A 15834-nucleotide genomic window follows, 5' to 3' on the forward strand; every position below is an offset into this window, starting at 1 on the left:
GCGTCCGCTCGCCCCGGGCCAGCGCCCGGCCCCCGGCGCCGGCGGTCGTCCCGGATTCCAGCAGCGCCCCGGCGGCCCCGGCCGTCCCGGCGGTGCTCCGGGAGGCTTCCAGCGTCCCGGCGGCGGTGCTCCCGGCACGACGGGCGGCTACGCCGGTCGTCCCGGCGGCGGTGGCGGCCGCGGCCGCGGCCCCGGCGGTGGCACCGCGGGTGCCTTCGGTCGCGGTGGCGGCAAGAGCAAGGCCCGCAAGTCGCGTCGCACGAAGCGCGCCGAATTCGAGATGCGGGAGGCCCCGACGATCGGTGGCGTGAGCGTTCCCCGCGGTGATGGCACGACCATCATCCGGATGCGCCGCGGAGCGTCGATCGCCGACTTCGCCGAGAAGATCGAGCAGATGACGGGCTTCACCGTGCTGCCCGGCACGCTCGTCACCGTGCTGTTCGCGCTCGGCGAGATGGCCACGGCCACCGAGTCGCTCGACGAATCCACCTTCGAGGTGCTCGGTGCCGAACTCGGCTACCGGGTGCAGGTCGTCTCGCCGGAAGACGAAGACAAGGAGCTCCTCGAGGGCTTCGACATCGACCTCGACGACGAAGACGACCCCGACGACCTCGAGATCCGTCCGCCGGTCGTCACCGTCATGGGTCACGTCGACCACGGAAAGACCAAACTGCTGGATGCCATCCGCGAGGCGAACGTCGTCGCGGGCGAAGCCGGCGGCATCACGCAGCACATCGGTGCGTACCAGGTCTGGACCGAGCACGAGGGCATCGAGCGCGCCATCACCTTCATCGACACCCCGGGCCACGAGGCGTTCACCGCCATGCGCGCCCGTGGTGCGCAGGTGACCGACATCGCGATCCTCGTGGTCGCCGCCGACGACGGCATCATGCCCCAGACGGTCGAGGCGTTGAACCACGCCCAGGCCGCCGGGGTGCCGATCGTCGTCGCCGTCAACAAGGTCGACAAGGACGGCGCCAACCCGTCGAAGGTGCGTCAGCAGCTCACCGAGTACGGGCTCGTCGCCGAGGAATTCGGTGGCGACACGATGTTCGTCGACGTCTCGGCTCTGCAGAAGAAGGGCATCACGGAACTTCTGGATGCCGTCCTCCTGACCGCCGACGCCGGCCTCGACCTCGTCGCGAACCCCACCCGGGATGCCCGCGGTGTCGCGATCGAAGCGAAGCTCGACAAGGGCCGCGGCGCCGTCGCGACCGTGCTCATCCAGAACGGAACGCTGCGCGTCGGCGACCCGATCGTCGCCGGAACGGCCTACGGTCGCGTCCGCGCGATGCACGACGAGAACGGCGAGTCGGTCGAGGAGGCCTACCCGTCGCGTCCGGTGCTCGTGCAGGGTCTCTCGCGGGTTCCGCGCGCGGGTGACACCTTCATCGTGACCGAAGACGACCGCACGGCCCGGCAGATCGCCGAGAAGCGCGAAGCCGTCGAGCGCAACGCCCAGCTGGCGAAGGCCCGCAAGCGCATCTCGCTCGAAGACTTCACCCGCGCGCTCGAAGAGGGCAAGGTCGAGTCGCTCAACCTCATCATCAAGGGTGACGTCTCCGGTGCCGTCGAGGCGCTCGAGGAGTCGCTGCTCAAGATCGAGATCGACGACAGCGTCCAGCTGCGCATCCTGCACCGCGGTGTGGGTGCCGTCACCGAGTCGGACATCGACCTGGCGACGATCGACAACGCGATCGTGATCGGGTTCAACGTCCGTCCCGACGTGAAGGCGCGTGAACGCGCCCAGCGCGAAGGCATCGACGTGCGGTTCTACTCGGTCATCTACGCGGCGCTCGAAGACATCGAGAACTCGCTCAAGGGCATGCTCAAGCCCGAGTTCGAAGAGGTCCAGTCGGGCGTCGCCGAGATCCGCGAGGTGTTCCGCTCGTCGAAGGCCGGCAACATCGCCGGTGTCATCGTCCGCTCCGGCACGATCACCCGCAACGCCAAGGCGCGGGTCATCCGCGACGGCGTCGTCGTCGGCGACAACCTCGCCATCGACTCGCTGCGTCGCTTCAAGGATGACGTCACCGAAGTCCGCACCGACTTCGAGTGCGGTATCGGGCTCGGCAAGTTCAACGACATCCAGATCGGCGATGAGATCGAGACCATCGAGTTGAAGGAAAAGATCCGGGCGTAGCCCGTTGGTCGGGGTCCCCGCCCGCTCGCGAAAGTGAAGAGCGGGGACCCCTACCCCGATTCACTTTCGCGAGCGGGCGGAGACCCCTCCGGGTTCGTCCGGATCTGTTCCTCCTCTCGACGTTCAATGGAGGTAAAGGTCATGGCTGGTCAGGGAGATCGTGCGGCGAAGGTCGCCGACCGCATCAAGGAAGTGATCGCGAAGCGGCTCGAGAAGGGGCTGCGGGATCCGCGGCTGGGGTTCGTGACGATCACGGATGTCCGCGTCACGGGCGATCTGCAGCACGCGAGCGTGTTCTTCACCGTGTACGGCACCGACGAGGAGCGGGCCGACTCGGCGCTCGCGCTCAAGGCGGCGACCGGGCTGCTGCGCACCGAGGTCGGCAAGAACCTCAACACCCGACTGACGCCGTCGCTCGAGTTCATCGCGGACGCGATCCCCGAGAACGCGGCGTCGATCGAGGCGCTCCTGCAGGAGGCGCAGCAGCGGGATGAGGCGGCGCGCGCCGCGGCTGCGACCGCAACCTACGCCGGCGACGAAGACCCCTACGTCAAGCCGCGCGACTACGACGTCGACGACGACGATGACGACCTCGACGACGACGACGAGAAATCGGTGGTCGAGTAGCGGCGTAGCCGCGTGTCGAGACCGGGCGGAATCCTCGGCCGTGCTCGCGGGTTGAGCTGAGAAATGGCTCTCGCACTCTCCGTTCTGGATCTGGTGCCGGTTTCGACCGCGCAGACCTCCGCCGATGCCGTGGCGGCATCCCTCGCCCTCGCGCAGCGCGCCGACGACCTCGGCTACACGCGGTACTGGTTCGCCGAGCACCACAACATGCCGGCCGTCGCGTCGACCGCACCCCCGGTGCTGATCGCGGCGGTCGCCGCGCGCACATCGCGGCTCCGGGTCGGTTCGGGCGGCGTGATGCTGCCCAACCATGCACCGCTGACGGTCGCCGAGCAGTTCGCGGCCCTCGAGGCGATCGCGCCCGGGCGCATCGACCTCGGGATCGGCCGTGCGCCCGGATCCGACCCCGTCATCACGGCGTTGCTGCGCAGCAGCGGTCCGACGAGCGACGTCGACCGTTTCGAGCAGAACCTCCTCGACATCCGCGCCCTCGCCGGGGACGGCGCGACGATCACGATCAACACCGCCGACGGGCTCCGCGACTACGACGTGCGAGCCACCCCGGCTGCGGCCGGCATCCCGGAGATGTGGCTGCTCGGATCGAGCGACTACTCCGCGCACCTCGCGGCGAAACTCGGGCTGCCGTACGTCTTCGCCCACCATTTCTCGGGGGAGGGCACCGGTCGCGCGCTCGAGATCTACCGCTCGGAGTTCCGGCCGTCCGAGCGGCTCGAGACGCCCCGCACCTTCCTCACGGTCAACGCGGTCGTCGCCGACACCGCGGAGGAGGCGCTCGCCCGGGCGCTGCCGTCGCTGCAGAACTTCTCCCGCCTGCGCACGGGCACACCGCTGCGGGCGATCGACACCGTCGAGGCGGCCGCGGTCGCCGAGGTCGACGCCGCCTCGCGCCTCGTCATCGACCAGATGCTCGAGCGGTGGATCGTGGATGCGCCCGAGGCCGCCGCGCGCCGCCTGACCGAGCTCGCTCAGACCTTCGACGTCGATGAGGTCATGGTGTCCCCGTCGGCCGCCTCCCGCGAGTCCGAACCCCGGGACCGGAGCCCCGGTCGGGAGCGCACGCTCGAACTGCTCGCGGCCCGGTTGCTCTGATCCTCGCCGCCGCGCGCTCAGGCCGCGGGGAAGGAGTCGGCGACGAGAGCGGCGACGGCCGAGGGCAGATCGCCGGTGATCAGCAATTCGCCCACCCGATCGGTCGACCTGTCGGCCGGGATGTGACCCGACACGCTCGCGCTCACGCCGGCGACCCGGATGAGCAGGGTCTCGTGCGCGCGGGCGAGCACGCCGTCCGACCACCAGGCCCGGCTGCCGACGAGGGTCAGGGGCGACTCGGGAGACGTCCAGGTGGTGTCGTCGACGAACGGGCAGTCTGGGGCGACCGCGCCGTCCATCGGATGCCAGGTGCGCGTCGTGCGCGGAACCAGGTCTGGGGCCGGCACACCGAGCTGTGCGGCGATGCGCGTCACCAGCAGCTGGAGGCGGTCGACGAACTCGGCGATGGGCATGCCGCGGATCGTCGTCACACGTGGTTCCGGCGACGGGGGCGCGCTCGGGTCGGATGCTCGGAGCCGCGAGACGGCGTCGTCGAGATCGAGCTCGGGGGCGAGCCGGCGCCCGGCCTCGACATGGCGTTCGCACAGCCACGCGGTGTCGGGCGGATGCCCGACGAGTCGGTCGCGCTCGACCCGTCGCCGCCAGGCGAGATCCTCCGGTCGCGAGACGAAGCGCACGAGCTCACCCGGTGCCGCCGCGTCCGCCCCGCAGACGACGCATTCCGGCGGCTTCACGGCCGCCCACTCGGCCCGGCGGCCGTCACTTCAGCAGCCGACTCAGCACGCGGTCGGCGAGCGGCTTGCCACCCGTCTGACAGGTCGGGCAGTACTGGAAGGTCGAGTCGGAGTAGATGACCTGGCGGATCGTGTCGCCGCACACCGGGCAGGCCTCGCCGTTGCGCGCGTGCACCCGCAGGTTCGACTTCTTCTCGCCCTTGAGCTCCGCCGCGGCGAGCCCTTCGGAACGCGCCACGGCATCCCGCAGCGTCGTCTGGATCGCCTCGTAGAGCACGTGCACGTCCTCGGCGGGCATGCTCGCGGGCTTGAACGGCGACATCTTCGCGACGTGCAGGATCTCGTCGGAGTAGGCGTTGCCGATCCCGGCGATCTGCCGCTGGTCGCGCAGCACGCCCTTCACCTGTGATCGCCCCGCGGCGGTGAGGATCCCGGCGAGCCGCTCCTCGGTGAAGGCCGCGTCGAGCGGATCGGGTCCGAGGGTCGCGACGCGTTCCACGTCCCGCGGGTCCCGCACGACGTGGATGGCGAGGCTCTTCTTGGTCCCCGCCTCGGTGAGGTCGAAGCCGGAGCCGTCGTCGAGCACGAGCCGCGCCGCGAGCGGTCCGCCGCGCTTGAGGCTCGGCGCGGGGGCGGCGGCGCGCCAGCGCAGCCAGCCGGCGCGCGCGAGATGGATGACCACGTGCAGCTCGCCGACCACCAGGTCGAGGTACTTGCCGTGCCGCTCGACCCCGTTCACGGTCAGTCCTTCGAGGGCCGTGACGGGCGGGTCGTAGGTCTTGAGGGCGGCGAAGGCGAGCACGTCGAGCCGGGCGATCCGCTTCCCGATCAGCCGCGAGCGCAGGTCGGCGACGAGGGCATGCACCTCGGGCAGCTCCGGCATGCCACAAAGTATGCCTCGGTACCCTGACTCCATGCCCCGTCTGCTCGTCCGCCGTCCCTCGCCGCTCCTCGCCGAGGGGGAACTCACGCACCTCGACCGCGTGCCCGTCGACGCCGCGCTCGCCCTCGCCCAGTGGTGGGACTACGTCGAGGTGTTCCGCTCACGGGGCTGGACGGTCACCGAGGTCGACGCCGCCGACGAGCACCCCGACGGGGTGTTCATCGAGGATGCCGTCGTCGTCTTCGACGACCTCGCGGTGCTCACCTCGCCCGGAGCGGAGTCGCGGCGCGGCGAGGTCGACTCGGCCGCACGCGCCATCGCGGCGACCGGACTGGAGGTCGTGCGGCTCGAGCCGCCGGCACATCTCGACGGCGGCGACGTGCTGAAAGTGGCGCCCACGGCCCACGTCGGCCGCACGGTCTACGTGGGCCGGAGTTCCCGCACGAACGACGCCGGTGTCGCCGCGCTGCGCGAGCTGCTCGCCCCCCGCGGCTGGGAGGTGGTGGCGGTCCCGGTGTCGAAGGTGCTGCATCTGAAGTCGGGTGTCACCGCGCTGCCCGACGGCACCGTGCTCGGCTACCCGCCGCTCGTCGACGACTCCGGGGTGTTCCCGGTGTTCCAGCCGGTGCCCGAGCCCGAGGGCGTCGCGGTCGTCGTGCTCGGCCCCGAGACGGTGCTGCTCTCGGCGTCGGCCCCGCAGACGGCGGCGCTCCTCCGGGCGCGCGGGCTCGAGGTGCTGACGACCCCGGTCACCGAGTTCGAGAAGCTCGAGGGCTGCGTGACCTGCCTCTCGGTGCGCATCCGCGACGACTCCTAGGCGGCCTCGAACCGCACGACTCCGGTCGGGATGTCGGCGGCCACGAGTCGCACCCGCAGTTCCGCTCCCGGGCGCAGCGTCCCGTCGCAAGAGATCTCGACGGCGGGCTCGACGAGCTGCACGGCGGAATCGGTGATCGCGATGGCGTCGAACTCCGCGCCGAGGTGCGGAGCGAGCACCGCCGCTTCGACGGTGTCGAGGGTGCGGCGCTCGAGACGCCCGGAGGTGTTCGCGGAGCGACTCATCAGCGACGGCAGCTCGGGCAGCGCGTCGCGGACCCAGCGGGGCACTTCGGTGCCCGCGGAGAGGGCAACGCAGACCTCGAGCGCGAACCGGTCGACCAGGCGCCGCAACGGCGCGGTGACGTGCGTGTAGGGCGCGCCGATGGCCGCCTGCAGCGTCTCCGCCGGCGGTTCCCCGTCGAACGCGCGGTAGGCGGCGCCGCGGAACAGCGTGGCCGCCGCGTGTCGGATGGCGAGCTGCCGGGGATCGTCGTTCGCGAGACGCGCGAGGTAGTCGCCGTAGGCCTCTTCGGCGGGCCAGGGAGTGCCGAGCGCGATGGTCTGTCGGCGGAACCGGTCGATCGCGTCGGGCTCCGCGGGCGGCATGGTGCGCAGGATGCCGACCCCCGCGTCGAGCATCATCCGTGCGGCCGCCATCCCGGTCATCAGGGAGATCTGGGCGTTCCAGGATTCGACCGGTCGCAGCACGCGCCGCTCGAGCAGATAGCCCTCCGCCTCGCGTTCGACCAGGATCTCCGGGATGGCGAGGCTGGCGCCGCCCCGGGCGCTCTCGAGCGCGAGCCGGGCTTCGCCGACGGCGCGCAGCATCCCGAGCACACTCGCGGCATCGTCTGCCGGCTCGTCGTCGACGGCCGCCTGGGCGTCTTCGTACGACCACTGACGACGGCTGCGCACGCGGGCTCGCCGCACGCGGCCCGAGGTCGTCGCACCGGACGCGTCGAGGGTGAACTCCCAGACGAACGCGGCCCGCACCTCGCCGGGCAGCAGCGACCCGGCGGCCTCGCTGATCACGGGCGGATGCAACGGGATGCGGCCATCCGCCGCGTAGAGCGTCTGGCCGCGCCGCCGCGCCTCGGCGTCGATCGCGCCGCCGGGCTCGACGAACGACGGCAGATCGGCGATCGCGTAGAACACCCGCCACCCGTCGCCGAGGGCTTCGATGGCGAGCGCCTGGTCGAGGTCGGTGGCTCCGGCCGGGTCGATCGTCACGAAGGGCAGGGCCGTGAGGTCGAGGTCGGGGAGCACATGCTCGGCCACCGCGCGCTCGGCGTCGGCGAGCACCTCCGCCGGGAAGCCGTCGGGCAACTCCAGTTCGATCCGCAGCGCGGCCAGGGCCGCGGTGAGTTCGGCGGTCGCCGCCTCCCGCGTGAGCGTCAGCGGGAGGTGGGGCACCGCTCCAGCCTAGGCTCGGCACGTGGAGGGATACCGGCGACCGCCGATCGTGCGCGGTGAGTTCCGCGATGACACGGGCGACGTCATCCCGTACGGCGATCGCTGGCGGGACACTCCCTCCGACGAGCTGCCGTACAGCGTCACCACCCACCCCGAGCGGTTCGCGCCGCTTCAGGACGTCGCACGGGCCCTCGGAGCCGCCCTGCCGGCGGCGAACCGGCCGGGTGGGGACGGCATCCCGATCGAGGTCGAGCTCACCGAGCTGCCCGGCGCGTTCGTGTGGGTCGGCGGACGCCGTTTTCCGTTCCCGGTCTGCGGCTGCGACGCGTGCGACGAGGACGTCGAGGGTCTCGCCGAGCAGATGGAGCAGCTCGTCGACGCGGTCGTCGCGGGCCGATGGACGGCCGATCGTGATTCGTTCGCGTACGGGGGCGACTGGGGTCGCCGTGGCGGCTGGACGAACCCGGGCGCTCCGTCGCCTCAGGGCAGGGCGTAGTCGTCGTCGTCGTCGCGCACGACGAGGCCGTCGCGCAGCAACCCGTCGATCGCACGTGCGAGCTGCCCGGCGTCCGGCCAGACGCCGGCGATCACCGCGGCGGGAACCGGGGTGTCGCTGCCGCGCAGTTCGCGCAGCACGAGACCGCGAACCTGACGGTCGGATCCCTCGTACTTCTTCTGCACCGCCGCGCGGGGCCCGTCGTACGCCGGGTACCCGGCCGCGCGCCAGGCGCACACGTCCGCCAGCGGACACGCGTCGCACCGCGGTGATCGGGCGGTGCACACGGTCTGCCCGAGCTCCATCGTGCCGGCGTTGACCAGCCGTGCCCGCTCCGCGTCGGCGGGCAGGAGCGCCTCCATCTCGCCGAGTTCTGCGGCGGTGCGCGGCGGTCCCGCCTCCCCGACCCCGCGCAGCGCCCGGGCGAGCACCCGGCGCACGTTGGTGTCGACGACCGGGGTGCGGATGCCGTAGGCGAACGCCGCGACCGCGCGCGCCGTGTACGGGCCGACGCCCGGCAGCGCCAGCAGCTCGTCGACGTCGTCGGGCACGACGTTGCCGTGCCGTTCGGCGATCGCCGTCGCGGCCCCGTGCAGATTGAGGGCGCGACGCGGGTAGCCGAGACGCTCCCAGGCGCGCACGGCTTCGCCGGGCGGTTCCCCGGCGAGGTCGGCGGGCGTCGGCCAGCGCAGCAGCCACCGCTCGAGCGCCGGGATGACCCGCGCCACCGGGGTCTGCTGCAGCATGAACTCGCTGACCAGGGTGCCCCAGGCGGGGAACCCCGGGCGCCGCCAGGGGAGGTCGCGGTGCGTCGACGCGTACCAGTCCGCGATCCGGTTCGCGATCACGGCGGGGGCGATGTCCACTCACGAAGGCTAGCTAGGCTGCGCTCGTGACCACGCCATGGACGAAGATCGCTCCCGCGCGCCGCGAGCTGCTCGAGTCGCTCGTGCAGGAGTTCGCGCACAACTACCGCTACGGGCGCACGATGTTCGGGATCGACGGTCCCGACGCCTCCGGCAAGACGACCTTCGGCGACGAACTCGCCCTCGCGTTCGAGCGCGCCGGGTTCACGGCCGTGCGGGCGTCGATGGACGACTTCCACCGTCCGCGCGAGGACCGCTATCGCGCCGGTCGCCACTCGGGTGAGGGCTACTACCGGGACGCGTACGACTTCTCGTTGTTCCGGCGCGTGCTGGCCGACCCGTTCAAGGCGGGCGGCAGCACGGGCTATCAGTTGCGCGGGTTCGACCTCGCCCGCGACGTGCCGTTCGAGGCCGACTGGTCGACAGGTCCCGCCGACGCGGTGCTGATCGTCGACGGGCACTTCCTCCAGGGTCCCGAACTGCGGGGGCTCTGGAACTACGTGCTCTGGCTCGACGCCGAGCGCGAGGTGCGGCTCGCCCGCACGGTCGCGCGCGACGGCGCCGATCCCGACCCCGAGGCGCCGTCGAACCTCCGCTACCTCGACGCGCACCGCCTCTACGTGCGCGACGTGCATCCGAATACGTCGGCGAACGCGATCGTCGACAACACCGACCCGGATGCTCCGAAGCGCCGGTTCGCCGACTACTGCTCGATCGCGCCCGCGCCGCTCTGACCGCGATCAGACGGGCACGCGGGCGGCGACGTCGGCCGGCGTCAAGAAGGCGCTGGTGCGCTCGACCTCGTGCACCAGATCGACCAGGCCGGCGTTGATCGGCGCGGCGAGTCCGTGCTCGCCCGCGACGCGCACGACGGCGCCGTTCAGGAAGTCGATCTCGGTCAGCTGACCGCGGCGGATGCTCTGCAGCGTCGATCCCGGATTCGGCACGTCGCCCATCCTCCCCGCGAGCAGGCGCGGCAGACTCGCGGTCAGGGCGAGCGGGCCGCGGCCGAGCCAGGGCAGGATCCAGCCCGGGATGCCCTGCAGCCCGGTGAACCGGATGCCGATGCGGTTGGCGATGCGGATGGTCTCCCGCAGCGACCCGGCCAGCACCCGCAGCAGGGCCGGATCCGCGACGGTCTGCTGCACGCTCAGCCCGGTGATCGCCGGCAGCGCGTTGACGTGGTTGACGAGCAGCTTCGTCCACTGCGCCCCTTCGAGGCTCTCCACGACCTCGACCGGGAGTGCCTCCCGCATCAGCCCGACGACGTGGTCGCGCACGTCGGTGGGCGTGCCGTCGGCCGCTCCGATGACGAGCGGCAGGGCGGCGGTGACGGTGATGCGGCCGGGGGAGAGGTACGAGCTGGCGAACAGGGCGAGCCCGCCGAGCAACGGGGACGACGGCTGCGCCGCGCGCGCGACCCGGAGGCCGCCGAGGCCGTTCTGCACGACGAGCAGCGGGAGTCCCTCGATGAAGCGGGCGTTCGCGGCCAGGGCGGTGGCGGCATCCTGGGCCTTCGTCGCGAGCACGACGATCTCGGGAGTCGCGGTGAGTGTCTCGTGCGCGGCGACACGGGCCACGTGCGACCCGTACCCGCCGTCGAGCGCGAGACCGTCGGCGCGGATCGCGGCGAGGTGCTCACCCCGGGCCGTCACCGACACGTCGTGTCCCGCGCGGTCGAGCAGCGCGGCGAGCAGGCCACCCACCGCTCCCGCTCCGATGACGGCCACGCGCATGTTCCGAGCCTAGGCCGGTTGATACCGTGGCAGGTGTGACCGTCCCGACCGCCTCGACGGGCGACCCCGTCGCGACGGCCCCGTCCGGCATCCTGCTGCTCGACAAGCCGCAGGGGCCGACGAGTCACGACCTCGTCGCGCGCACCCGGCGGGCGCTCGGCACCCGCAAGGTCGGACACGCCGGCACGCTCGACCCGATGGCGACCGGGCTGATGATCCTCGGTATCGGCAGTTCGACGCGTCTGCTCACCTACCTCGTCGGGCTCGGCAAGGAATACACGGCGACGATCCGGCTCGGCCAGGCGACGACGACAGACGACGCCGAAGGGGAGGTCACCACGAGTGGCGACGCGGGAGCGGTCACGGACGCCGCCCTCGCCACGGCCGTCGCGGGCCTCACCGGCGAGATCGCTCAAGTGCCCAGCACCTTCAGCGCGATCAAGGTCGACGGCCGCCGCTCCTACGATCTCGCCCGGTCCGGCGAAGAGGTCGCGCTGAAACCCCGCACCGTCACCGTCTCGGCCTTCGAGGTGTCGGATGCGCGCCGCAGTGACGGCCTCGTCGACCTCGACGTGCGCGTCGCGGTGTCGTCCGGCACCTACGTCCGCGCCCTCGCCCGTGATCTCGGCGTCGCCCTCGGCGTCGGCGGCCACCTCACCGCCCTGCGCCGCACCGCCGTCGGCCCGTTCGCGGTGACCGACGCCGCCGCGGTCGACGACGATGCGCTCACCGACCGGCTGCTCGCCCCCGCCGACGTCGCGGGGCGGCTGTTCCCGTCGGCGCGATTGGATGCCGACGAGGCCCTCGCGCTCGCCCAGGGCAAGCGCATCCCGGTGCCGACCGCCGACGCACCGGTGGTGGCCGCGCTCGGGCCGGACGGCCGGCTGCTCGGCCTCGTGTCCGTGCGCGACGGGGTCTCCCGCGTGCTCGTCAATTTCCCGACCTCGGAGGTCTCATGATCGACGTCTTCACGATCGTCCTGATCGCCGTCTCGACGCTCGCCGGGGTGCTCGCCGTCGTGCTCGGCCTCGTCGGCCGCAAGCCCTCCGACCTGACCATCCTCGCGCTCGTCGTCGTGGAGCTGCTGCTGCTCGCGCAGGTCGTGATCGCGATCGTCGCGCCGCTGACCGGCAACCACCCGACCGGCAACCTCGGGGAGTTCTGGGTGTACCTCGCGACCGGGTGCCTCATGCCCCCCGCCGCGATCGCCTGGGCGCTGACCGACCGCACCCGCTGGAGCACGGTCGTGCTCGGCGTCGGCGCGCTGGCGATCGCCGTGATGGCGTACCGGATGAACCAGATCTGGAACGTCCAGATCGCCTAGCCGCCCAGCTCCTCCCCGCGCGGAGCCCTAGTCTGGGAGCGATGTCCACGCCTCGCCCCGATTCCCCCAGGCTGGCCGGCCCCGGCCGCATCCTCGTCGCCGTCTACGCGGTGCTCGCGGTCGCGGCCACCGGTCGCAGCGTCTTCCAGATCGTCGACCGCTTCGACGAGGCGCCGATCGCCTTCTCGCTCTCGGCCGTCGCCGCCGTCGTCTACGTCCTGGCGACCCTGGCGCTCGCCTTCCGCTGGGATGTCGTCGCCTGGGTCACGATCGGCTTCGAGCTGCTCGGCGTGCTCGTGATCGGCACGCTGAGCATCGTCGCGCCGGCCGTGCTCGGCCTGGACAGCGTCGACCCGTTCGGGCGCGAGGCCACCGTCTGGAGCGCCTACGGGGCGGGCTACCTGTGCATCCCGCTCGTGCTGCCGGCGATCGGTCTCGGCTACCTCTGGCGTGCCCGGCGGGCGGCCGCCGCGGGCGTCGTCTGATGCGGCTCCTCGACGGCGTCCGGTCGGTGCCGCCGGGATTCGGTCCGAGCGCGGTCACGATCGGCAAGTTCGACGGGGTGCACCTCGGGCATCGCGGCGTACTCGCCCAGCTCATCGCGCTGGCTGCCGACCGCGGACTCGCTCCGGTCGTGGTGACGTTCGACCGGCATCCGCTGTCGCTGCTGCGCCCCGAGGTCTGCCCCGAAGCGATCGTGTCGAATGAGCAGCGGGCCGCGCTTCTCGCCGAGACCGATGTGGCCGCGACGCTCGTGCTGGAGTTCACCCGCGAGCTCGCCGCCCTCGAGCCGACCGAGTTCGTGCAGCAGGTGCTCGTCGACGCCCTCGACGCGAGACTGGTGCTCGCCGGTGCCGACTTCCGGTTCGGTCACCGCGGCGCCGGCACGATCGACACCCTGCGGGACCTGGGCGCCGCGCGAGGCTTCGACGTCGTGCTGCTCGAGGACGTGCGGGTCGACGGCGCCCGGGTCTCGTCGACGCAGATCCGCGACCACCTGGCCGCCGGCGAGGTGCGCGACGCGGCGGCCCTGCTGGGGCGGCTCCCGCGTGTGCGGTCGACCGTCGTGCACGGCGACGCCATCGGGCGCGAGATCGGCTTCCCGACCGCGAACCTCGATCCCGCGATGGAGGGGTTCCTGCCCGCCGACGGGGTGTACGCGGCGTGGGCGTGGATCGACGGCGTGCGCTACGGCGCCGCGGTGTCGATCGGCAACAACCCGACCTTCGACGGGGTGCCGGCCCGGCGGACGGAGGCCCACCTCCTCGACGTGTCGCTCGACGCCTACGGCAAGTCGATCGAGCTCGAATTCGTCGACTACCTCCGGCCGATGGTGAAGTTCGACGGTCTCGACGCGCTCATCGCGGCGCTCACCGCCGACGCCGCGCGCATCCGCGAGATCCTCGCCGCCGAGAGCTAGGCCGCGCGACCGGCGAACGCGCCGGGCGTCACGCCGAGCACGCGGCGGAAGTGCCGGATCAGGTGGGACTGGTCGTGGAAGCCGACGTTCGCGGCGACGTCGGCGGCGGGCATCCCGTCGAGCAGCAGTCGCCGCGCCCGGTCGACCCGGCGTCCGGTGAGGTAGCGGTGCGGCGGAAGGCCGTACGCCTGATGAAACGCGCGCACGAGCTGGCTGGGGTGCACGCCGTGCTCGGCGGCGAGCGCCTCGAGGGTCGGTGGCTCGTCGACGACGTCGAGCCGGTCGCGCACGAGGCGGGCGAGCCCGGGAGCACGGCCGTCGCGACGGGGTTCGCGGCGCGCGAGCTGCGCGGCGATACGGTCGGTCGCCAGGGCGAGCAGCGACTCGGCTTCGAGTTCGTCACCCGGTCGCGAGAGCACCCCGTGCAGGCGCCCGATCCGAGCCACGACCGCCGCGTCGCGGATCCTCGGCTCACCGACGGCCGCACCGATCAGGTCGGCGGGAAGCCAGCGCTCGTCGACGTAGAGCACGCGCTTGTCGAATCCCTCGGCCCGGGCCGCGCGACCGTCGTGGGGCACGTGAGGAGGCAGCACGGTCAGCGTCCGCGGCTCGGCGAGGTGGGCGTGCCGATCGAGGTCGTACGCGACGCCGCCGGTGTCGACGAGCAGCAGCGTCCAGTGGTCGTGGGTATGGGCCGGGTAGGCGTGCGCGGTGAAGTGGGCGTGAAGCACTTCGCCCACCCCGGCGACCGACGGCCGCCAGGCGCGCACGAACTCCCGCGCCGGATCCGCACCCATGTCAGGAACGTACAAGACTCCGACCGCGGCCGCCGGAGACCATGGGGTCATGACCGCCGAACCCGTGCGCTTCGACACCAAGATCGCCGTCCTGCTGCGCGATGACCTCGCGCCCTGGCAGGAGCTCAACGTCACGTCGTTCCTGGTGAGCGGGGTGGTCGCCACCGACGCTGAGCTGATCGGCGAGCCCTACGAGGATGCCGACGGCACCCGGTATCTCGCGATGCTACGGCAGCCGGTCGTCGTGCTCGCCGGCGACGCGGCGATGCTGGCGACGGCCCACTCCCGCGCGCTGTCCCGGAAGCTCGAGACGGCGGTCTACATCTCGGAGATGTTCGCCACGGGCCACGACACCGCCAACCGGGCCGCGGTGCGTGCCGTCGCGCGCGACAGCCTCGACCTGGTGGGCATCGCGGTGATCGGCCCCCGGAACGCCGTGGATCGCACGTTCAAGGGCGCCGCCCTCCACCGCTGAGCGACCGGCCCGGCAGCCGGGACCGCCGAATCCTAGACTCAGTGCCATGGCCGGTCTGATTCGTCGAAGCGACATCGACGAAGTCAGGTCGCGCACCAACATCGCCGACATCGTGGGCGACTTCGTGACGCTGAAGAGCGCAGGGGTCGGATCGATGAAGGGGCTGTGCCCGTTCCACGAGGAGCGCAGCCCGAGCTTCCACGTGCGCCCGCAGGTGGGGCTCTACCACTGCTTCGGCTGCAACGAGGGCGGCGACGTCTTCTCGTTCCTGCAGAAGATGGATCACGTCACCTTCGCCGAAGCCGTCGAACGGCTCGCCGGGCGGCTCGGCTACGAGTTGCACTACGAGGACGGCGGCCAGGCGAGCGACCACTCCAACCGCGCCCGGCTGCTGGCCGCGAACGGCGCCGCCGAGAAGTGGTTCCAGGCGCAACTGGGCACTCCCGCGGCGCAGATCGGTCGCGATTTCCTCGGCGCCCGCGGGTTCGACGCCGCCGCAGCCCAGCACTTCGGCATCGGCTTCGCGCCGAAGTCCTTCAACGCGCTCGGGGATGCGTTGAAGGCGCTGGGATTCACGCCGGACGAGCTGACGGCATCCGGTCTGCTCTCGACCAACGATCGCGGCAATGCGTACGACAGGTTCCGCGGGCGGCTGATCTGGCCGATCCGCGACGTCACCGGGCAGACCGTCGGCTTCGGGGCGCGGAAGCTGCTCGGGGATGACGAGGACAAAGGCCCCAAGTACCTCAACACCCCCGAGACGCTGGTCTACCACAAGAGCCAGGTGCTCTACGGGCTCGACCTCGCCCGTCGCGACATCGCCAAGGGCAAGCAGGTCGTCGTCGTCGAGGGCTACACCGACGTGATGGCCTGTCATCTCGCGGGCGTGACGACGGCGGTCGCCACCTGCGGCACGTCGTTCGGCGTCGACCACATCAAGGTGATCCGGCGCGTGCTCGGCGACGTCGCCAACTCCGACACGACCCAGACCGGCGAGGTGGTCTTCACCTTCGACCCCGACGAGGCCGGG

The 15834-nt window shown here is 71.9% G+C and carries 18 protein-coding genes; 12 read left to right on the plus strand and 6 right to left on the minus strand.

The window, feature by feature from the left end; genetic code table 11:
• The 3 genes from infB to ACILQS_RS11315 form a co-directional block, all read left to right on the plus strand.
• The coding region (gene infB / locus ACILQS_RS11305) for a translation initiation factor IF-2 (RefSeq protein ID WP_395640228.1) at positions 1-2143 on the plus strand (2143 nt) is incomplete at its 5' end.
• A gap of 141 nt (positions 2144-2284) precedes the next feature.
• Positions 2285-2770 (plus strand): 30S ribosome-binding factor RbfA, encoded by a 486-nt coding sequence (gene rbfA / locus ACILQS_RS11310; protein WP_395640229.1) that lies wholly within the window; start codon positions 2285-2287, stop codon positions 2768-2770.
• 63 nt (positions 2771-2833) lie between these two features.
• Entirely contained in the window at positions 2834-3880 is a 1047-nt protein-coding gene (locus tag ACILQS_RS11315; RefSeq protein WP_395640230.1) for an LLM class flavin-dependent oxidoreductase, read from the plus strand.
• A 17-nt stretch (positions 3881-3897) separates the two neighbouring features.
• On the opposite strand, the gene ACILQS_RS11320 is transcribed toward ACILQS_RS11315, so the two are convergent.
• Positions 3898-4575, minus strand: a complete 678-nt coding sequence (locus ACILQS_RS11320; RefSeq protein WP_395640231.1) for a hypothetical protein — start codon at positions 4573-4575, stop codon at positions 3898-3900.
• A gap of 25 nt (positions 4576-4600) precedes the next feature.
• Entirely contained in the window at positions 4601-5458 is an 858-nt protein-coding gene (locus ACILQS_RS11325; protein ID WP_395640232.1) for an Fpg/Nei family DNA glycosylase, read from the minus strand.
• A 31-nt stretch (positions 5459-5489) separates the two neighbouring features.
• On the opposite strand from ACILQS_RS11325, the gene ddaH reads away from it, so the two are divergent.
• On the plus strand, positions 5490-6275 hold the full coding sequence (ddaH, locus tag ACILQS_RS11330; protein ID WP_395640233.1) for a dimethylargininase: 786 nt from the start codon (positions 5490-5492) through the stop codon (positions 6273-6275).
• On the opposite strand, the gene ACILQS_RS11335 is transcribed toward ddaH, so the two are convergent.
• A complete protein-coding gene (locus ACILQS_RS11335; RefSeq protein ID WP_395640234.1) occupies positions 6272-7690 on the minus strand; it encodes an RNB domain-containing ribonuclease in 1419 nt (472 codons plus the stop codon). The genes ddaH and ACILQS_RS11335 overlap by 4 nt on opposite strands.
• A gap of 22 nt (positions 7691-7712) precedes the next feature.
• On the opposite strand from ACILQS_RS11335, the gene ACILQS_RS11340 reads away from it, so the two are divergent.
• Complete coding sequence (locus ACILQS_RS11340) at positions 7713-8186, plus strand: DUF6226 family protein (RefSeq protein WP_395640235.1); 474 nt, start codon at positions 7713-7715, stop codon at positions 8184-8186.
• Here ACILQS_RS11340 and ACILQS_RS11345 read toward each other — a convergent pair.
• On the minus strand, positions 8171-9052 hold the full coding sequence (locus tag ACILQS_RS11345; RefSeq protein WP_395640236.1) for an A/G-specific adenine glycosylase: 882 nt from the start codon (positions 9050-9052) through the stop codon (positions 8171-8173). The genes ACILQS_RS11340 and ACILQS_RS11345 overlap by 16 nt on opposite strands.
• A gap of 26 nt (positions 9053-9078) precedes the next feature.
• On the opposite strand from ACILQS_RS11345, the gene ACILQS_RS11350 reads away from it, so the two are divergent.
• A complete protein-coding gene (locus tag ACILQS_RS11350) occupies positions 9079-9786 on the plus strand; it encodes a uridine kinase (protein WP_395640237.1) in 708 nt (235 codons plus the stop codon).
• A 6-nt stretch (positions 9787-9792) separates the two neighbouring features.
• On the opposite strand, the gene ACILQS_RS11355 is transcribed toward ACILQS_RS11350, so the two are convergent.
• Complete coding sequence (locus ACILQS_RS11355) at positions 9793-10788, minus strand: ketopantoate reductase family protein (protein ID WP_395640238.1); 996 nt, start codon at positions 10786-10788, stop codon at positions 9793-9795.
• Positions 10789-10823: 35 nt separating this feature from the next.
• Here ACILQS_RS11355 and truB point away from each other — a divergent pair, with 35 nt between their 5' ends.
• From truB to ACILQS_RS11375, 4 genes are read left to right on the plus strand one after another with little or no spacing between them, the layout of a single operon-like run.
• Complete coding sequence (gene truB, locus ACILQS_RS11360; protein ID WP_395640239.1) at positions 10824-11747, plus strand: tRNA pseudouridine(55) synthase TruB; 924 nt, start codon at positions 10824-10826, stop codon at positions 11745-11747.
• Positions 11744-12112 carry a hypothetical protein gene (locus tag ACILQS_RS11365; RefSeq protein ID WP_395640240.1) on the plus strand — a complete coding sequence of 123 codons (369 nt, stop codon included), beginning with the start codon at positions 11744-11746 and terminating at the stop codon, positions 12110-12112. The genes truB and ACILQS_RS11365 overlap by 4 nt, the downstream gene beginning before the upstream one ends.
• A gap of 41 nt (positions 12113-12153) precedes the next feature.
• The gene (locus ACILQS_RS11370) at positions 12154-12597 is read left to right on the plus strand and encodes a hypothetical protein (protein ID WP_395640241.1); all 444 of its coding nucleotides are present in this window, start codon (positions 12154-12156) and stop codon (positions 12595-12597) included.
• Entirely contained in the window at positions 12597-13532 is a 936-nt protein-coding gene (locus ACILQS_RS11375) for a bifunctional riboflavin kinase/FAD synthetase (RefSeq protein WP_395640242.1), read from the plus strand. The genes ACILQS_RS11370 and ACILQS_RS11375 overlap by 1 nt, the downstream gene beginning before the upstream one ends.
• On the opposite strand, the gene ACILQS_RS11380 is transcribed toward ACILQS_RS11375, so the two are convergent.
• Entirely contained in the window at positions 13529-14329 is an 801-nt protein-coding gene (locus ACILQS_RS11380; protein WP_395640243.1) for an AraC family transcriptional regulator, read from the minus strand. The two genes, ACILQS_RS11375 and ACILQS_RS11380, sit on opposite strands and share 4 nt — an antisense overlap.
• 49 nt (positions 14330-14378) lie before the next feature.
• Here ACILQS_RS11380 and ACILQS_RS11385 point away from each other — a divergent pair, with 49 nt between their 5' ends.
• Together ACILQS_RS11385 and dnaG are read left to right on the plus strand one after the other, a co-directional pair.
• Positions 14379-14804 (plus strand): DUF2000 family protein, encoded by a 426-nt coding sequence (locus ACILQS_RS11385; RefSeq protein ID WP_395640244.1) that lies wholly within the window; start codon positions 14379-14381, stop codon positions 14802-14804.
• A gap of 46 nt (positions 14805-14850) precedes the next feature.
• A partial coding sequence (gene dnaG / locus ACILQS_RS11390; protein WP_395640245.1) for a DNA primase occupies positions 14851-15834 on the plus strand: 984 nt, incomplete at its 3' end.

Origin of the sequence: Pseudolysinimonas sp. (genome assembly GCF_044239695.1) — a bacterium.
Lineage (GTDB): Bacteria > Actinomycetota > Actinomycetes > Actinomycetales > Microbacteriaceae > Pseudolysinimonas_A.

Coding starts and splice junctions, on each gene's coding strand:
- ACILQS_RS11380 (WP_395640243.1), bottom strand. CDS start 14,329: ATGGGTGCGGATCCGGCGCGGGAGTTCGTGCGCGCCTGGCGGCCGTCG.
- rbfA (WP_395640229.1), top strand. CDS start 2,285: ATGGCTGGTCAGGGAGATCGTGCGGCGAAGGTCGCCGACCGCATCAAG.
- ACILQS_RS11325 (WP_395640232.1), bottom strand. CDS start 5,458: ATGCCGGAGCTGCCCGAGGTGCATGCCCTCGTCGCCGACCTGCGCTCG.
- ACILQS_RS11365 (WP_395640240.1), top strand. CDS start 11,744: ATGATCGACGTCTTCACGATCGTCCTGATCGCCGTCTCGACGCTCGCC.
- ACILQS_RS11385 (WP_395640244.1), top strand. CDS start 14,379: ATGACCGCCGAACCCGTGCGCTTCGACACCAAGATCGCCGTCCTGCTG.
- ACILQS_RS11370 (WP_395640241.1), top strand. CDS start 12,154: ATGTCCACGCCTCGCCCCGATTCCCCCAGGCTGGCCGGCCCCGGCCGC.
- ACILQS_RS11375 (WP_395640242.1), top strand. CDS start 12,597: ATGCGGCTCCTCGACGGCGTCCGGTCGGTGCCGCCGGGATTCGGTCCG.
- ACILQS_RS11355 (WP_395640238.1), bottom strand. CDS start 10,788: ATGCGCGTGGCCGTCATCGGAGCGGGAGCGGTGGGTGGCCTGCTCGCC.
- ddaH (WP_395640233.1), top strand. CDS start 5,490: ATGCCCCGTCTGCTCGTCCGCCGTCCCTCGCCGCTCCTCGCCGAGGGG.
- ACILQS_RS11315 (WP_395640230.1), top strand. CDS start 2,834: ATGGCTCTCGCACTCTCCGTTCTGGATCTGGTGCCGGTTTCGACCGCG.